The following is a 16180-nucleotide window of genomic DNA, read 5'->3' as shown; positions in this document are numbered from 1 at the left end:
CGGTCAGCTGAGACCGACTCAGATGTCGAGGAAGCGGACGTCCTTGGCATTGCGCTGGATGAATGAGCGCCGTGCCTCTACGTCCTCGCCCATCAGCACCGAGAACAGGTCGTCGGCCTGCGCGGCGTCGTCCAGGGTGACCTGGCCGAGAACGCGGTGCTCGATGTCCATGGTGGTGATGCGCAGTTCCTCGGCGTTCATCTCGCCGAGACCCTTGAAGCGCTGGATCGAGTCCTCCTTGATCCGCTTGCCCTGCTGCTTGCCGAGCGCCACGAGCGCGTCGCGCTCACGGTCCGAGTACGCGTACTCGAAGTCGTCACGGCCCCACTTGATCTTGTAGAGAGGCGGGCGGGACAGGAACACGTGCCCGGCCTCGACCAGCGGCCGCATGAAGCGGAACAGGAAGGTCAGCAGCAGGGTGTTGATGTGCTGGCCGTCGACGTCGGCGTCCGCCATCAAGATGATCTTGTGATACCGGAGCTTCTCGATGTCGAAGTCCTCGTGGACTCCCGTGCCGAAGGCCGAGATCAGCGCCTGGACCTCGGTGTTCTGCAGGATCTTGTCGATCCGCGCCTTCTCGACGTTCAGGATCTTGCCTCGGATGGGCAGGATCGCCTGGTACATCGGGTTGCGACCGGACTTGGCCGAGCCGCCGGCGGAGTCACCCTCGACGATGAAGATCTCGCACTTGATGGGGTCGTTCGACTGGCAGTCGGACAGCTTGCCGGGCAGCGAGGCGCTCTCCAGCAGACCCTTGCGGCGCGTCAGGTCGCGGGCCTTGCGCGCGGCGACGCGGGCCGTGGCGGCCTGGATGGCCTTGCGGATGATGTCCACGGCTTCGTTGGGGTTGCGGTCGAACCAGTCGGTGAGGTGTTCGTTGACGACCTTCTGGACGAAGGTCTTCGCCTCCGTGTTGCCCAGCTTCGTCTTGGTCTGGCCCTCGAACTGGGGCTCGCCGAGCTTGATCGAGATGATCGCGGTCAGACCCTCGCGGATGTCCTCACCCGTGAGGTTGTCGTCCTTCTCGCGCAGCAGCTTCTTGTCGCGCGCGTACCGGTTGACGAGACCCGTCAGTGCGGAGCGGAAGCCCTCTTCGTGCGTTCCGCCCTCGTGCGTGTGGATCGTGTTGGCGAACGAGTAGACACCCTCGCTGTACTGCGAGTTCCACTGCATCGCGACCTCGAGGGAGAGGAGCCTCTCCTTGTCCTCGGCGTTGATGTCGATGACGGTGGGGTGGATCAGCTCGCCCTTGCGGGAGTTCAGGTACGTCACGAAGTCGACGATGCCGCCTTCGTAGTGGTATGTGACCGTCCTCGCCGGCGGCTCCTCGGCCGCCTCGGCGTCAGGGTCGTCGGCACCGACCGTCGCCTTCGCCGACTCGCGCTCGTCCGTCAGCGTCAGGGTGAGGCCCTTGTTGAGGAAGGCCATCTCCTGGAAGCGGCGCGAGAGTGTCTCGAAGGAGTACTCGGTGGTCTCGAAGATGTCCGGGTCGGCCCAGAAGGTGACCGACGTGCCGGAGTCCTCGACCGCCTCGTGCTTCTCCAGCGGCCCGGTGGGCACACCCTGCTTGTACTCCTGCGTCCAGCGGAAGCCGTCCCGCTTGATGTCGACCGCGATCTTGGTCGACAGGGCGTTCACGACGGACACACCGACACCGTGCAGACCGCCGGAGACGGCGTAGCCGCCGCCGCCGAACTTGCCGCCTGCGTGCAGCACGGTGAGGACGACCTCGACGGCCGGCTTCTTCTCCACCGGGTGCATGTCGACCGGGATACCGCGTCCGTTGTCGATCACCCGTACGCCGCCGTCGGCGAGGATCGTGACGTCGATTCTGTCCGCGTGACCGGCCATCGCCTCGTCGACGGAGTTGTCGACGACCTCTTGCACGAGGTGGTGCAGGCCGCGCTCACCGGTCGAGCCGATGTACATGCCAGGCCGCTTGCGGACCGCGTCCAGACCCTCGAGGACGGTGATCGCGCTGGCGTCGTACGACGAGCTCGCCTCGCCGGTCCCGTCGGCAGCAGTGGAAGGAATGTTCTCGTTGGGGTTGCCGGAATCGGCCACGAAGCGCCCTTTCTGGCACAGCACAAGCCGTTCTCCGCGTGAGCGGGAGCGGCTGCGTCGTTCGGCATTAATCGACGTCCCGCTACAGAAGCGGGATTGTCCACCAGTCTACCGGTACCACCGACACTCATGGGGGTTTGCCGGTGGCTGAGTCCGCATGTGCCGCCCTGAACCCTGTCCGTCCGACTCCCCATATTCGGGCAGGGGCTCCAAGAGGCTCACACGGGCGCCAGGCGCTTCGGGCTGTCAACCATCCACTACCGTGAGGGACGCCTCACGCGCCTCGTCCGGTTTCTCCTGTCGCACGGGCCCGAGCACGGGTGGGAACAGGAGGCTGAGCAGGGGTCTGACCAGGGGTCGAAGCCCCGCTCAGAGCAGGGCTTCGAGCAGGCAACGGGTGCGTCCGGCGCGCTCGGCTCCGGACTCAGCCGTAGGTGTCCCCGGGACCGGTGCTCCCCGGCGCCCGCAGGGGTCCGAACCTGCGGGCGGGCCCGCCCGGGCCCAGCACCTTGATCAGCCGGACCGTGCCCTGACCCAGGTCCTCGTTGAGCCGCGCCACCAGCCGTGGCGCCAGCAGGCGCAGCTGTGTGGCCCAGGCCGTCGAATCGCACTGCACGGTCAGCACACGCTCGTCAGGATCGTCGTCGTACCGCAGCGGCACACAGTGGTTCGCCAGGTCCTCGCCGACGATCTGGGGCCACCTGCCCATGACCCCGCCCACCGCGGCCGGGGTCTCCCAGCCCCGCTCGGTGATCAGCCGGTTGATGGCCGCACCCAGCGGCAGCGGATCCCGTCCGTCCGCCCGCGCCCCGGACCTCAGCCCGCCACCGCGGCGGGCCTGCTTCTTCTGCTGCGCCGCGGCACCGCGCGCCTTCGCCTGCTCCTTGGCCGCACGCAGGGCCACGCGGGCCAGGTCCACCCCCGACGACTCGGGGGCCTTCGCGGGCTCCGGCACCACGGGCGTCTCGTCCTCGCTCATACGCGCTCCACCGCCCCGTCGGCCACGGCATACCGCGCGCCGGCCAGCACACCCGGCACGTCGTCGTCGACCGCCGCCGTCACCAGGACCTGCTCTCCCGGCGCCACCAGTTCCGCCAGCCGCTCGCGCCGGCGCGCATCCAGTTCCGCGAAGACGTCGTCGAGCACGAGCACCGGCTCGTTGCCCTCGGCCCGCAGCAGGTCGTACGACGCGAGCCGCAGTGCCAGCGCGTACGACCAGGCCTCGCCGTGGCTCGCATATCCCTTGGCCGGCAGCTGGCCCAGCTTGAGCACCAGCTCGTCGCGGTGCGGTCCGACGAGTGTCACGCCCCGCTCGATCTCCTGCTTGCGCACCTCGGCGAGCGCCGCCATCAGCTGCTGGAACAGTTCCTCGCGCGTCCCGTCGGCCATCTGTTCCGGCGCCTGCCCGGCGGAGGAGGAACGGTACTCCAGGGCGACCGGGCCGCCTCCGGGGGCAAGCGCCTCGTACGCCTTGTCGGCGAGCGGCTGCAGCGCCGCGATCAGGTCCGACCGCTGTGCCAGGACTTCCGCACCCGCCCGCGCCAGATGCTGGTCCCACACGTCGAGCGTCGACAGATCGGCCCCGCGCCCGCCGTGCCGACGAGCCATCGCCGCCGACTTCAGCAGTGTGTTGCGCTGCTTGAGCACCCGTTCGTAGTCGGAGCGCACTCCCGCCATCCGGGGCGAGCGCGCGGTGACCAGCTCGTCGAGGAACCGCCGTCGCTCCCCGGGGTCGCCCTTGACGAGCGCCAGATCCTCCGGGGCGAACAGCACAGTACGGACGATCCCCAGCACATCACGCGGCCTGACCTGCGACGACCTGTTGATACGTGCCCGGTTCGCCTTGCCGGGATTGAGCTCCAGCTCGACCAGCTGCGAGCGCTCCCCCTGCCGGACGGCGGCACGGATCACGGCCCGGTCCGCTCCCATCCGAACCAGCGGGGCATCGGAGGACACCCGGTGGCTCGCCAGCGTGGCCAGATAGCCGACCGCTTCGACCAAGTTGGTCTTGCCCTGGCCGTTGGCCCCCACGAAAGCGGTGACGCCCGGATCGAGAGGGACCTCGACCCGGGCGTACGAGCGGAAGTCGGCCAGCGACAGATGCGTGACGTGCATGATGTGCGCCGACCTTCCCCCGGCTGCTGTGCACCGGGGTGCACAGCCTGTGGATTACTTCGTGGACTCGACCGCGTGGCCGCCGAACTGGTTGCGCAGCGCGGCGACCATCTTCATCTGCGGGGAGTCGTCCTGGCGGGACGCGAAGCGCGCGAACAGCGACGCGGTGATCGCCGGCAGCGGCACGGCGTGGTGGATGGCGGCTTCCACAGTCCACCGGCCCTCACCGGAGTCCTGTGCATAACCGCGCAGCTTCTCCAGGTGCTCGTCCTCGTCCAGCGCGTTGACCGCCAGGTCGAGCAGCCAGGAGCGGATGACGGTGCCTTCCTGCCAGGAACGGAAGACCTCGCGTACGTCGGTGACGGAGGAGACCTTCTCCAGGAGCTCCCAGCCCTCGGCGTAGGCCTGCATCATCGCGTACTCGATGCCGTTGTGGACCATCTTCGCGAAGTGGCCGGCGCCGACCTTGCCCGCGTGGACCGAGCCGAACTCGCCCTCGGGCTTGAGAGCGTCGAAGATCGGCTGGACCTTCGCGACGTTCTCGGCATCGCCGCCGTACATCAGCGCGTAGCCGTTCTCCAGTCCCCAGACACCACCCGATACGCCGCAGTCGACGAAGCCGATGCCCTTGATGCCGAGCTCGACCGCGTGCTTCTCGTCGTCGGTCCAGCGGGAGTTGCCGCCGTCCACCACGACGTCGCCGGGCTCGAGGAGGTCTGCGAGCTCATCGATGGTCGACTGGGTCGCGGCACCGGCGGGAACCATGACCCACACAACCCGCGGGCCCTTGAGCCGGCCGACAAGCTCCTGAAGGCTCTCGACGTCAGCGAGGTCGGGGTTGCGGTCGTATCCGACAACCGTGTGACCGGCGCGGCGGATGCGCTCACGCATGTTGCCGCCCATCTTGCCGAGACCGACGAGACCGAGCTCCATCAGATGATTCCTCAATCGTTGTGTGCAGTTGCTACCCGCGTCCGAGCCTACGCCCGGACACGGATGCACACCTGTGGGGTCAGCCGCTCAGACGAACCGGCATGATCAGGTACTTGTAGGCCTCGTCCGCCTCGGCGTCCACGGCCGGCTTGCCGCTCAGCAGCGCGGGCTTGGTGGACGTGGTGAACGAGAGCTGGGCGACCGGGGAGTCGATGGCGCTCAGACCGTCCAGCAGGAAGGTCGGGTTGAAGGCGATCGAGATGTCGTCGCCGTCCAGCTGGGCGTCGACACGCTCCACAGCCTGTGCATCGTCGCTGGAGCCGGCCTCCAGGATCAGCACGCCCTGCTCGAAGCTGAGTCGCACCGGGGTGTTCCGCTCGGCGACCAGGGCCACACGCTTGACGGCCTCGACGAAGGGCGCGGTCTCGATCACGGCGACCGAGTTGAACTCGGTGGGGAACAGGGTCCGGTACTTCGGCAGGTCGCCCTCGAGCAGCCGGGTGGTGGTCCTCCGTCCCGCGCCCTCGAAACCGATCAGGCCCTCACCCGCACCCGAGCCTGACAGCGCCAGGGTGACCGTGTCACCGCTGGTCAGCGACTTGGCGGTGTCCAGCAGCGTCTTGGCGGGCACCAGGGCGACGGCCGAGACGTCCGGGCTCTCGGGCTTCCACAGGAACTCACGGACGGCGAAGCGGTAGCGGTCGGTCGAGGCCAGGGTGACGGTGTCGCCCTCGATCTCGATCCGGACACCGGTGAGCACCGGGAGGGTGTCGTCGCGGCCGGCGGCGATGGCGACCTGTGCGGCGGCCGAGGCGAAGACCTCGCCGGGCACGGTACCGGTCGCGGTCGGCATCTGCGGCAGCGCCGGGTACTCCTCCACAGGCAGGGTGTGGAGTGTGAATCGCGAGGAGCCGCAGACCACGGTCGCCCGTACACCGTCTGTGGAGATCTCCACCGGGCGGTTGGGCAGAGCGCGGCAGATGTCGGCGAGCAGACGGCCCGACACCAGCACGGTGCCGTCCTCGTCCACCTCCGCCTCGACCGAGACACGCGCCGAGACCTCGTAGTCGAAGCTCGAGAAGCTGAGGGCACCGTCCTCCGCCTTCAGAAGAAGGCCTGCGAGTACGGGTGCCGGCGGACGGGCCGGAAGGCTGCGGGCCACCCAGGCCACCGCCTCCGCGAGTACATCGCGCTCCACCCGGATCTTCACCGGAACCGCCTCCTGCTGTTGCTGGCTCGCCCTTGCTGGCCTTCTTCGTCGGCTGTGTCGCCGGGGACCAGTCTGACGCACCGCACCGACACTCGGTGCGGGTCGGGGTCAAGTCGTGGCAAGAGGCGGGTGAGGCTCCGGGCTCGAGTTGTGCACAGGACCCTCTTCGAAGCGAATTCCCCGGTAACTCTAAGTGGGAGTAGTAGTAGGGCCTGTGGAAACCGTGGATAACGTCGTTTGCGCAGGTCAGGTCCACTTTTTTGTCCACTGCGCCTGTGGGTGGCACCGGTGGACAACCCAGTGCATCTGTGGACACGCGAAAGTTCTGCACATCCGGTGCACAGCCCTGTGGGACTTCTCCCCAGTGCTGTCCCCAGCTTTACCCACGTTCCCCACAGGGCAATCAGGCACCTTGGTGTGACGCCTTTCACTCGACCCGGTGAGTGGGGGTGTTCCGTTGCCGAACAGTGGACAGCGGTGTGGAGAAGCTGTGGGCAACACGGCTTCGCCTGTGGGCCACCGGTGGACAACGTGGATCAAGGCCTGTGGAAGGTTTCTGTGTCCACAGTCTGTGGAGTCCGGTTGGCCACAAATCCACAAGCGGCTGACCTGGCGTGACGGGAACCGTGACGGCCTGCCTGTGGATGCCGTATGGACAACTCCACGGTCCCCAGGCTGTGGAAGGAAGGTCGCCCCCAGATCTGTGGAGAACAGCGGCCGACCACTCCGTATTCGAACAGGGATGGTCGGCACCCGTCGGCCCACGGGACGACGAAGGGCGCCCCGGGGTGGTCCCGGGGCGCCCTCGAAGAACCTTCGGCTCTGCGCCGACGGCTCGGTCAGCCGTTCTTGATCCGGTTGGTGAGCTCGGTGACCTGGTTGTAGATGGACCGGCGCTCTGCCATCAGCGCACGGATCTTGCGGTCCGCGTGCATCACGGTCGTGTGGTCACGGCCGCCGAACTGTGCGCCGATCTTCGGCAGCGACAGATCCGTGAGCTCCCGGCACAGGTACATCGCGATCTGGCGTGCTGTCACCAGGACCCGGCTGCGTGAGGATCCGCACAGATCCTCGACCGTGAGCCCGAAGTAGTCGGCGGTGGCGGCCATGATGGCGCCGGCCGTGATCTCCGGGGCGGAGTCCTCGCCTCCGGGGATCAGATCCTTCAGAACGATCTCGGTGAGACCGAGATCCACGGGCTGCCGGTTGAGCGACGCGAACGCCGTCACCCGGATCAGCGCGCCCTCCAGTTCGCGGATGTTGCGCGAGATCCGGGAGGCGATGAACTCCAGCACCTCCGGCGGGGCGTTGAGCTGCTCCTGGACGGCCTTCTTGCGCAGGATCGCGATACGCGTCTCCAGCTCCGGCGGCTGCACATCGGTGGTCAGACCCCACTCGAAGCGGTTGCGCAGCCGGTCCTCGAGGGTCATCAGCTGCTTGGGCGGCCGGTCCGAGGACAGCACGATCTGCTTGTTGGCGTTGTGGAGGGTGTTGAAGGTGTGGAAGAACTCCTCCTGCGTCGACTCCTTGCTCGCCAGGAACTGGATGTCGTCGACGAGAAGGATGTCCACATCCCGGTAGCGCTTGCGGAACGCGTCGCCCTTGCCGTCGCGGATGGAGTTGATGAACTCGTTGGTGAACTCCTCGGAGCTCACGTACCGCACCCGGGTGCCGGGGTAGAGGCTGCGCGCGTAGTGCCCGATGGCATGCAGCAGGTGGGTCTTGCCGAGTCCCGACTCCCCATAGATGAACAGGGGGTTGTACGCCTTGGCAGGGGCCTCGGCGACGGCGACGGCGGCCGCGTGCGCGAACCGGTTCGACGCACCGATGACGAATGTGTCGAAGAGGTACTTCGGGTTGAGGCGTGCGTGCGGTTCGCCCGGGCCGGGCGCCGGCGCGGGCTGGGCGCCCAGCGGGCCGGGTGCGCCGGAGGGCCCGCCGCGGTGCGGCGGCTGGGGCTCGGGCATGTCGCGTCGCTCCGGACGCGACTGGTACGGCTGGCGCTCGGGCGGCTGCGGCGACCGGTAGTCGTGCTGGGGCCGGCGCGGCGAGGCGTACGGGTCGCGCTCCTGGAAGCCGCCGAGCCGCGGCTGCTGCCAGGACAGATCCTCCTGGGTGCGCGGCCAGGCGCCCGGTTCCGGGCGCTGCTGGTACTCGGGGTAGGCGGGACGGACGGCCGGCAGACCGTCGTCGTCCAGGGGCCGGTGCCCATAGGTGTCGTACGGGTCGCTCTGGCGCGGCTCGTCGTGCAGCGGGCCCTGATAGCGCGGCGCCTGCTGCCCGGCAGGAGGCGCCTGGGGTGCGGGCGGTTCGCCCGCGGAGTCGTCGACCGTGATCGCGATCCGGATGGGACGGCCGCACTCGCGGCTCAGAGTGTCGCTGATGAGCGGAGCCAGTCTGCCTTCGAGGACCCGCTTGCCCCATTCGTTGGGGACGGCGAGCAGCGCGGTGTCGGCCACGAGGGCGAGCGGCTGGCACCGCTCGATCCACTGTTTGTCCTTGGGCTCGATGCCCTGCTGGCCCTCGGCGAGGAGGTGTTCCAGCACGCGTGGCCACACTGCGGCAAGATCGGCAGGTACGTCAGCCACAGGGCACGCTCTCTCGCAGGTCCCACGAATGTGTGCTTCTCGGGACGGGATAGGAAGACAGGAAAAAAGATTCGGAGTCCAGCCACGGTAGTCAGGCCGACCCGCGCGGTTCAAGTTGTTGTCCACAGCCTGTGCACAGCGGGGGTCCCCGTGGGCCTGGTTTGACCGGATGGCGTAGCCGCGCGTACCGTAACCAGGTCGAGTTGTCGATGGCTGCTGCCGCCTGCCTCCGATGGGCAAAGATCACGGTCTGTGATCGTGAAGCGGTGCACTCGGGCGTAAACGCGAGCTACTCGTGGGCGCACGGTGACAGCCAGGCGATGTCCCGCCATCTACGAATCATTTCTGGAGCCCCCGAGTGAGCAAGCGCACCTTCCAGCCGAACAACCGTCGTCGCGCGAAGACCCACGGTTTCCGCCTGCGCATGCGTACCCGTGCCGGTCGCGCCATCCTGGCGAACCGTCGCAGCAAGGGTCGCGCCAACCTGTCCGCCTGATCGCGTACAGGTCATGACGTGCTGCCTACCGAACATCGGCTGAGGCGGCGCGAGGACTTCGCGACTGCGGTACGCAGAGGACGCCGGGCCGGACGCCCGTTTCTCGTCGTCCATCTACGCAGCGGTGCAACGGACCCGCACGCGCCTGGGGAGAGCGCTTCCCGGACGTGTGCGGGTTTCGTCGTGAGCAAAGCTGTGGGGGGTGCTGTCGTACGCAACAAGGTCAAGCGGAGACTGCGCCATCTCATACGCGAACGACTGTCCGAGCTGCCCCCCGGTAGCCTGGTGGTCGTACGGGCGCTGCCCGGTGCGGGCGACGCCGATTATGCACAGCTGGCCCGAGACCTGGACGCCGCTTTTCAGCGGTTGCTGGGAGGGGGCGCGCGATGAAGTACCCGTTGCTGGCTCTGATCAAGCTGTACCAGTGGACGATCAGCCCGCTGCTGGGACCTGTCTGCAGGTACTACCCGTCGTGTTCCCACTACGGGTACACGGCCATCGACCGGCACGGCGCGGTGAAGGGCACGGCTCTCACCGCTTGGCGCATCCTGCGGTGCAATCCGTGGTCGCCGGGCGGAGTCGATCATGTGCCGCCGCGCACACGTCCGCGGTGGCACGAGATGCTGCGCGATGCGTTGCGTGGCAGCAAGGGCGGGGACTCCGCCGCTGATGTGCTTACGACCGGCTCGGTGCCTGAAGCCCCGAACCCGGCCGCAGAGACCTCGCCCAATGCTCAAGGAGCTTGATTAGTGGACACGATTGCCAGTCTCTTCAGTTTTATCACCACACCTGTCTCGTGGATCATCGTGCAGTTCCACAAGATCTACGGGGCGATGTTCGGCCCGGACACGGGCTGGGCCTGGGGACTGTCCATCGTGTCGCTGGTGGTCCTCATCCGGATCTGTCTGATCCCGCTCTTCGTGAAGCAGATCAAGGCGACCCGGAACATGCAGGCGCTCCAGCCGAAGATGAAGGCGATCCAGGAGCGCTACAAGAGCGACAAGCAGCGTCAGTCCGAAGAGATGATGAAGCTGTACAAGGAGACGGGGACCAACCCGCTCTCCTCGTGCCTTCCGATCCTTGCGCAGTCGCCGTTCTTCTTCGCGCTCTACCACGTGCTCAGCAAGATCGCCTCGGGTGACCCGGTCGGTGTGCTGAACCAGACCCTGGTCAACAGCGCCCGGCAGGCCGAGATCTTCGGGGCCCCGATCGCCGCGAAGTTCACGGACAGCCCCGAGAAGGTCGAGGCCCTTCACGCGACTCTTCTCGATGTCCGCATCGTCACCGCGGTCATGATCATCATGATGTCGGCGTCGCAGTTCTACACGCAGCGTCAGCTGATGCAGAAGAACGTCGACCTCACGGTCAAGACGCCGTACATGCAGCAGCAGAAGATGCTGATGTACATCTTCCCGGTGATCTTCGCCGTCATGGGCATCAACTTCCCCGTCGGTGTTCTCGTCTACTGGCTGACCACCAACGTGTGGACCATGGGCCAGCAGATGTACGTGATCAACCAGAACCCGACGCCGGGCAGCAAGGCTCAGGACCACTACCTGCAGCGTCTTCTGAAGGGCGTTACCGCGAGCGGTGAGGTCAAGTCGCGTCGCAAGCGCACTGTCGTCCAGGCCATCGTCGCCAAGGGCGCGGACCGTAACGACAACGAGCGCCGCTTCATGAGCGGGCTGGCCAAGGCCGGCCTGGCCGCTCAGGCGGACGGCACGGTCGCCAAGAGCGAGACTGCCGTACTCGACGCCGAGGGCGGTGCCGGGCAGAAGCGTCAGCAGCCCAAGCGCCAGACCAAGTCGAAGCGTCAGGCCACCACTGCCCAGCCGGGAACAGCCAAGAGCTCCGAGGGCGACTCCGCGTCGAAGACCTCGCTGCAGAAGGACGAGTCGAAGCCGGGTGGTGCCAAGCCCGCCGGTTCTGGCCGTCAGCCCAAGTCCGCACAGCGCAAGGGCCAGCAGCGCCCCAAGCACCCGTCGTCGAAGAAGTAAGAAGGAGTCGTTCCGTGACGGAAGGCACCATCTCCGCCGCCACCGAGGGTGGCGACACCCTGACCCGCCTGGAGCAGGAAGGGGAGATCGCGGCCGACTACCTCGAGGGTCTGCTCGACATCGCCGACCTCGACGGTGACATCGACATGGACGTCGAGGCGGACCGGGCTGCGGTCTCGATCATCAGCGACACGGCCAGCCGGGACCTGCAGAAGCTCGTCGGCCGCGACGGAGAGGTCCTGGAAGCCCTCCAGGAGCTGACGCGGCTCGCCGTCCACCGGGAGACCGGGGACCGCAGCCGGCTGATGCTGGACATCGCAGGCTTCCGGGCCAATAAGCGCACGGAGCTGGCAGAGCTCGGTGCCAAAGCCGCCGACGAGGTGAAGAGCACCGGTCAGCCGGTGAAGCTGAAGCCGATGACGCCCTTCGAGCGCAAGGTCGTCCATGACGCGGTCGCGGCCGCGGGTCTGCGCAGCGAGTCCGAGGGCGAGGAGCCGCAGCGCTTCGTCGTCGTGCTTCCGGCCTGACCCTCATCGATCTCTCGGCCCCGTCTGTTTCGCAGGCGGGGCCGAACTTTGTCAGCCTGATAGTCAGCCATCCCACTCCACATGTGCGGCAGTGCGGTACGGAAGGACGGTTCCCGTGACGGAGTCAGTGGAGCTTCCCCAGGCGCCCGATGTGGCGCGGACGGTATTCGGAGACTTCTTTCCGGAGGCTGTGCGGTACGCCGAGCTGCTCGCGGACGCGGGGGTCAAGCGTGGTCTGATCGGGCCGCGTGAGGTGCCTCGGCTGTGGGAGCGGCACCTGCTGAACTGTGCCGTGCTGTCCGAGGTCGTCCCCGAGAGTGTCACCGTCTGCGATGTCGGCTCCGGTGCCGGCCTCCCTGGTATTCCTTTGGCGCTCGTTCGTCCTGACCTGAAGATCACGTTGCTGGAGCCCCTGCTGCGTCGGACGAACTTCCTTCAGGAAGTCGTCGAACTGCTGGGCCTCGATCATGTGACCGTGGTGCGGGGCCGTGCCGAGGAGGTGCTCGGGAAGCTGCCCCCGGTGCATGTGGTCACGGCCCGCGCGGTGGCTCCTCTGGACCGGCTGGCCGGCTGGGGTGTTCCTCTGCTGCGTCCCTACGGTGAGATGCTGGCGCTCAAGGGCGACACCGCCGAGGAAGAGATCCACGGGGCACGAGCCGCTCTGGGCAAGCTGGGTGTGGTGGAGACCTCAGTTCTCCATGTCGGCGAGGGAATCGTGGATCCTCTGTCCACCGTCGTGCGGGTGGAGGTGGGGGAGAGCCCGGGTGGCGTGCGGTTCGCGGCGAAGCGGGCCAAGGCTGCTCGGACGAGCCGTACGCGACGGCGCCGCTGAGCCAGAAAAGCTTCCATACGTACGCATTTCGGAGTGTCGTCCTGGCGTAGTCATGCGGCGCGTGCATCGTGTTTCACGTGAAACGTCGCTCACTGCTGCAGGGAATCATCAGTCGTGGCCGTGCGGCCGCTCAGATGAAGGGGCGCAGGCCCCTCGTGAGGGTTACGGATTTGTCCACAGAGGTGGTTTCCTCCACAGAACCACCTGCCTCGCTGGTTCACGACCCCGAAAGCATGGCAGGCTCTGCTCATTGCGAGCCTGAAGTCGAGGAGAGTGAATCCTTGCGGTCCGACGCCAACATCGCGGGACCGATGACCGATCCGGTCCCCGGTCCCCGTACCGAGTCGACGGGGGACGATGTTTCACGTGAAACACCGCCTCCCCCGCTGGACGACACCCCCATTGGCCGTGCTGCACAGCTGGCCGTGGAGGCGCTGGGGCGTGCCGGTGAAGGTCTGCCCCGACCTGAGCAGACACGCGTCATGGTCGTCGCCAACCAGAAGGGCGGCGTAGGTAAGACCACCACCACGGTCAACCTTGCGGCCTCACTCGCGCTGCATGGTGCGCGCGTGCTGGTGGTGGACCTGGATCCTCAGGGCAACGCCTCCACGGCTCTGGGGATCGATCACCATGCAGAGGTTCCTTCGATCTATGACGTCCTGGTGGAGAGCAGGCCGCTCGCCGAGGTGGTCCAACCGGTACCGGACGTCGAAGGCCTCTTCTGCGCCCCGGCCACCATCGATCTCGCCGGTGCGGAGATCGAGCTGGTGTCGCTGGTGGCGCGGGAGAGCCGACTGCAGCGCGCGATCCAGGCATACGAGCAGCCCCTGGACTACATCCTCATCGACTGCCCACCGTCGCTGGGCCTGCTGACCGTGAACGCTCTGGTCGCCGGTGCCGAGGTGCTCATCCCCATCCAGTGCGAGTACTACGCGCTCGAGGGGCTTGGCCAGCTGCTGCGCAACGTCGATCTGGTGCGCGGACACCTCAATCCCGCCCTGCACGTGTCGACGATTCTGCTCACCATGTATGACGGCAGGACCAGGCTCGCATCGCAGGTGGCCGACGAGGTGCGCAGCCACTTCGGTGAGGAGGTTCTGCGCACGAGCATCCCGCGGTCTGTGCGCATTTCTGAGGCGCCGAGCTATGGGCAGACGGTGCTGACCTACGATCCGGGTTCCAGTGGCTCCCTCTCGTACCTCGAGGCAGCACGTGAGATCGCGCTGCGCGGCGTCGGAGTCCAGTACGACCCGCAGCATGCCCACCTGGGCAGCCAGAACACTCAGCAGAACATGTCGGAGGGGATCCAGTGAGCGAGCGACGTAGAGGTTTGGGGCGTGGGCTCGGTGCGCTGATCCCGGCTGCTCCGCAGGAGCAGGTGCCGTCGGCCGGCACAGCGAGCGCGCCAGGAGCGGCCTCGGTGCTGACCGCTGAGCGGGGTGTGGCGGCCGCGAAGGTCACCACGCTGCCCGCGGCGACGGTGGCGCCCGAAGCGAGCTCGCAGGCGGAGCCGGAGTCAGCAGTGCTGGCCGAGTCGGCCAGTGCGCACTTCGCCGAGGTGTCGCTGGATGCGATCACGCCCAACCCACGTCAGCCGCGTGAGGTGTTCGACGAGGATGCCTTGGCAGAGCTGATCACTTCCATCAAGGAAGTAGGGCTCCTCCAGCCGGTCGTCGTGCGTCCATTGGGCCCGGACCGCTATGAGCTCATCATGGGTGAGCGTCGCTGGCGAGCCTGCCGCGAAGCCGGCCTTGACCGGATCCCCGCGATTGTCCGGCACACCGACGACGAGAAGCTCCTTCTCGATGCGCTGCTGGAGAACCTGCACCGCGCGCAGCTGAACCCGCTGGAGGAGGCTGCCGCCTACGATCAGCTGCTGAAGGACTTCAACTGCACCCACGACCAGCTGGCCGACCGCATCGGGCGCTCGCGCCCGCAGGTGTCCAACACACTGCGGCTGCTGCGGCTTTCGCCGCCCGTCCAGCGCCGGGTCGCGGCCGGAGTGCTCTCGGCGGGGCATGCACGTGCGCTGCTTGCCGTGGACGACTCCGAGGAGCAGGATCGGCTCGCACATCGGATCGTGGCCGAAGGGCTGTCGGTTCGAGCGGTCGAGGAGATCGTCACGCTGATCAACTCGAACCCCAAGAGCGCCCCCAAGCCGAAGGGCCCCCGCGCAGGTGCCCGGCTCTCGCCTGCCCTGAGCGATCTGGCTTCGCGGCTCTCGGACCGCTTCGAGACACGAGTGAAGGTCGACCTCGGCCAGAAGAAGGGCAAGATCGTCGTCGAGTTCGCCTCCATAGACGATCTCGAGCGGATCCTGGGCACGCTGGCCCCTGGCGAGGGGCGGGTCCTGGAGAAGGGGCTCGGCGAGGAGCCTGCAGAGGGCGACGAGGACTGAGCCTCCAGAAGATCCATACCGCCGGGGCGGGTTGTGTTCCACATTCAGCGGAACACAACCCGCCCTTTGCCGTCGTGCGGTACCCCTGCCGGGCTCGTGTGGATACGATGCGTTCTGGTATGGCGCATCCACCTTGAGCCACCTCAGAGGGAGAGCGAGGGCCATGCGATCGGTGAGCCGCGGCCGACTGGTGACTGTTGGTCTGGGACTTGGGGCGGTAGGCGGATTCGTCAGCAGCCTGCTTCGGGAGCGAAGCGCGCTGGCGGCTGCTCGCAGCGCGGCAGACGAAGGAAGTGAGGTAGAGCCGTCATGGGGCGTCGGTTCGCACCGCTCACGCTGGACAACCTTTCGGACCTTCCCAAGCGCTGTCGGGCGTGTGTCTTCTGGGAGCTTGATCCAGTCAGCGGAGAAGCCGCGGTAAAGGCCGGCACCGCAGACCTCGAGAAAGAGGCCTGGATCTCCGCCGTGCTTCTGGAATGGGGCTCCTGCGGGCGGGTCGTCTACGTCGACGAGGTGCCGGTCGGGTTCGTGCTCTACGCCCCACCGGCGTATGTGCCGCGTTCCACCGCGTTTCCCACGAGCCCCGTTTCGGCGGATGCGGTACAGCTGATGACGGCCTGGATCATGCCGGGCTATCAGGGCCAAGGGCTGGGTCGCGTGATCGTGCAGACCGTTGCCAAGGATCTGATACGGCGCGGGTTCAGAGCGATCGAGGCATTCGGTGACGCTCGCTGGAAAGAGCCGGCGTGCGTGCTTCCTGCCGACCATCTGCTCGCCGTGGGCTTCAAGACCGTCCGTCCTCACCCCACGTATCCCCGACTGAGGCTGGAGCTGAGAACCACGCTCTCATGGAAGGAAGATGTGGAGCTTGCGCTCGACCGGCTGCTGGGTGCCGTACAGAAGGAGCCGGTGCTGCGGCCGTTGTCAAAGAGACCGGGCGCCCTCACCCGGCCACCGCACTTCGGGCAACTGGGTTCGCCCCTCATAGGGGTCAACGGTCCTCCCCGGCCGACGCCGCGT

The 16180-nt window shown here is 67.2% G+C and carries 14 protein-coding genes and 1 pseudogene; 9 read left to right on the top strand and 6 right to left on the bottom strand.

Annotated features, from left to right (window positions below; all coding sequences use genetic code 11):
* Positions 1 to 18: 18 nt before the first annotated feature.
* From gyrB to dnaA, 6 genes are all read right to left on the bottom strand, one after another.
* On the bottom strand, positions 19 to 2088 hold the full coding sequence (gene gyrB / locus ABZ208_RS06990) for a DNA topoisomerase (ATP-hydrolyzing) subunit B (protein WP_356908524.1): 2070 nt from the start codon (positions 2086 to 2088) through the stop codon (positions 19 to 21).
* 400 nt (positions 2089 to 2488) lie between these two features.
* Entirely contained in the window at positions 2489 to 3043 is a 555-nt protein-coding gene (locus ABZ208_RS06985; RefSeq protein WP_356908523.1) for a DciA family protein, read from the bottom strand.
* The gene (gene recF, locus ABZ208_RS06980) at positions 3040 to 4179 is read right to left on the bottom strand and encodes a DNA replication/repair protein RecF (RefSeq protein WP_356908522.1); all 1140 of its coding nucleotides are present in this window, start codon (positions 4177 to 4179) and stop codon (positions 3040 to 3042) included. Before recF ends, ABZ208_RS06985 begins: the two co-directional genes overlap by 4 nt.
* Before the next feature lie 54 nt (positions 4180 to 4233).
* Positions 4234 to 5112 (bottom strand): phosphogluconate dehydrogenase (NAD(+)-dependent, decarboxylating), encoded by an 879-nt coding sequence (gene gnd, locus ABZ208_RS06975; protein ID WP_356908521.1) that lies wholly within the window; start codon positions 5110 to 5112, stop codon positions 4234 to 4236.
* A 79-nt stretch (positions 5113 to 5191) separates the two neighbouring features.
* On the bottom strand, positions 5192 to 6322 hold the full coding sequence (dnaN, locus tag ABZ208_RS06970; protein ID WP_328398788.1) for a DNA polymerase III subunit beta: 1131 nt from the start codon (positions 6320 to 6322) through the stop codon (positions 5192 to 5194).
* A gap of 839 nt (positions 6323 to 7161) precedes the next feature.
* The gene (dnaA, locus tag ABZ208_RS06965) at positions 7162 to 8910 is read right to left on the bottom strand and encodes a chromosomal replication initiator protein DnaA (protein ID WP_356908520.1); all 1749 of its coding nucleotides are present in this window, start codon (positions 8908 to 8910) and stop codon (positions 7162 to 7164) included.
* A gap of 358 nt (positions 8911 to 9268) precedes the next feature.
* On the opposite strand from dnaA, the gene rpmH reads away from it, so the two are divergent.
* From rpmH to ABZ208_RS06920, 9 genes and pseudogenes are all read left to right on the top strand, one after another.
* A complete protein-coding gene (rpmH, locus tag ABZ208_RS06960) occupies positions 9269 to 9406 on the top strand; it encodes a 50S ribosomal protein L34 (protein ID WP_018846094.1) in 138 nt (45 codons plus the stop codon).
* A gap of 18 nt (positions 9407 to 9424) precedes the next feature.
* On the top strand, positions 9425 to 9796 hold the full coding sequence (gene rnpA, locus ABZ208_RS06955; protein ID WP_356908519.1) for a ribonuclease P protein component: 372 nt from the start codon (positions 9425 to 9427) through the stop codon (positions 9794 to 9796).
* Positions 9793 to 10152 carry a membrane protein insertion efficiency factor YidD gene (yidD, locus tag ABZ208_RS06950; RefSeq protein WP_356908518.1) on the top strand — a complete coding sequence of 120 codons (360 nt, stop codon included), beginning with the start codon at positions 9793 to 9795 and terminating at the stop codon, positions 10150 to 10152. The genes rnpA and yidD overlap by 4 nt, the downstream gene beginning before the upstream one ends.
* 3 nt (positions 10153 to 10155) lie before the next feature.
* Entirely contained in the window at positions 10156 to 11403 is a 1248-nt protein-coding gene (gene yidC, locus ABZ208_RS06945) for a membrane protein insertase YidC (protein WP_356908517.1), read from the top strand.
* A 14-nt stretch (positions 11404 to 11417) separates the two neighbouring features.
* Positions 11418 to 11930, top strand: a complete 513-nt coding sequence (locus ABZ208_RS06940) for a R3H domain-containing nucleic acid-binding protein (RefSeq protein ID WP_356908516.1) — start codon at positions 11418 to 11420, stop codon at positions 11928 to 11930.
* A 115-nt stretch (positions 11931 to 12045) separates the two neighbouring features.
* On the top strand, positions 12046 to 12762 hold the full coding sequence (gene rsmG, locus ABZ208_RS06935; RefSeq protein WP_356908515.1) for a 16S rRNA (guanine(527)-N(7))-methyltransferase RsmG: 717 nt from the start codon (positions 12046 to 12048) through the stop codon (positions 12760 to 12762).
* Between the two features lie 233 nt (positions 12763 to 12995).
* Complete coding sequence (locus ABZ208_RS06930) at positions 12996 to 14075, top strand: ParA family protein (protein ID WP_356908674.1); 1080 nt, start codon at positions 12996 to 12998, stop codon at positions 14073 to 14075.
* The gene (locus ABZ208_RS06925) at positions 14072 to 15160 is read left to right on the top strand and encodes a ParB/RepB/Spo0J family partition protein (protein WP_356908514.1); all 1089 of its coding nucleotides are present in this window, start codon (positions 14072 to 14074) and stop codon (positions 15158 to 15160) included. Before ABZ208_RS06930 ends, ABZ208_RS06925 begins: the two co-directional genes overlap by 4 nt.
* 309 nt (positions 15161 to 15469) lie before the next feature.
* Positions 15470 to 16084: pseudogene (locus ABZ208_RS06920) on the top strand (GNAT family N-acetyltransferase); the annotation flags it as partial.
* Between the last annotated feature and the right edge of the window lie 96 nt (positions 16085 to 16180).

Source organism: Streptomyces sp. NPDC006208, assembly GCF_040613775.1.
In the GTDB taxonomy this organism is placed as follows: Bacteria; Actinomycetota; Actinomycetes; order Streptomycetales; family Streptomycetaceae; genus Streptomyces.
The sequence above is the reverse complement of the archived record's forward strand: the minus strand, read 5'-3'. Positions and strand labels throughout refer to the sequence as shown.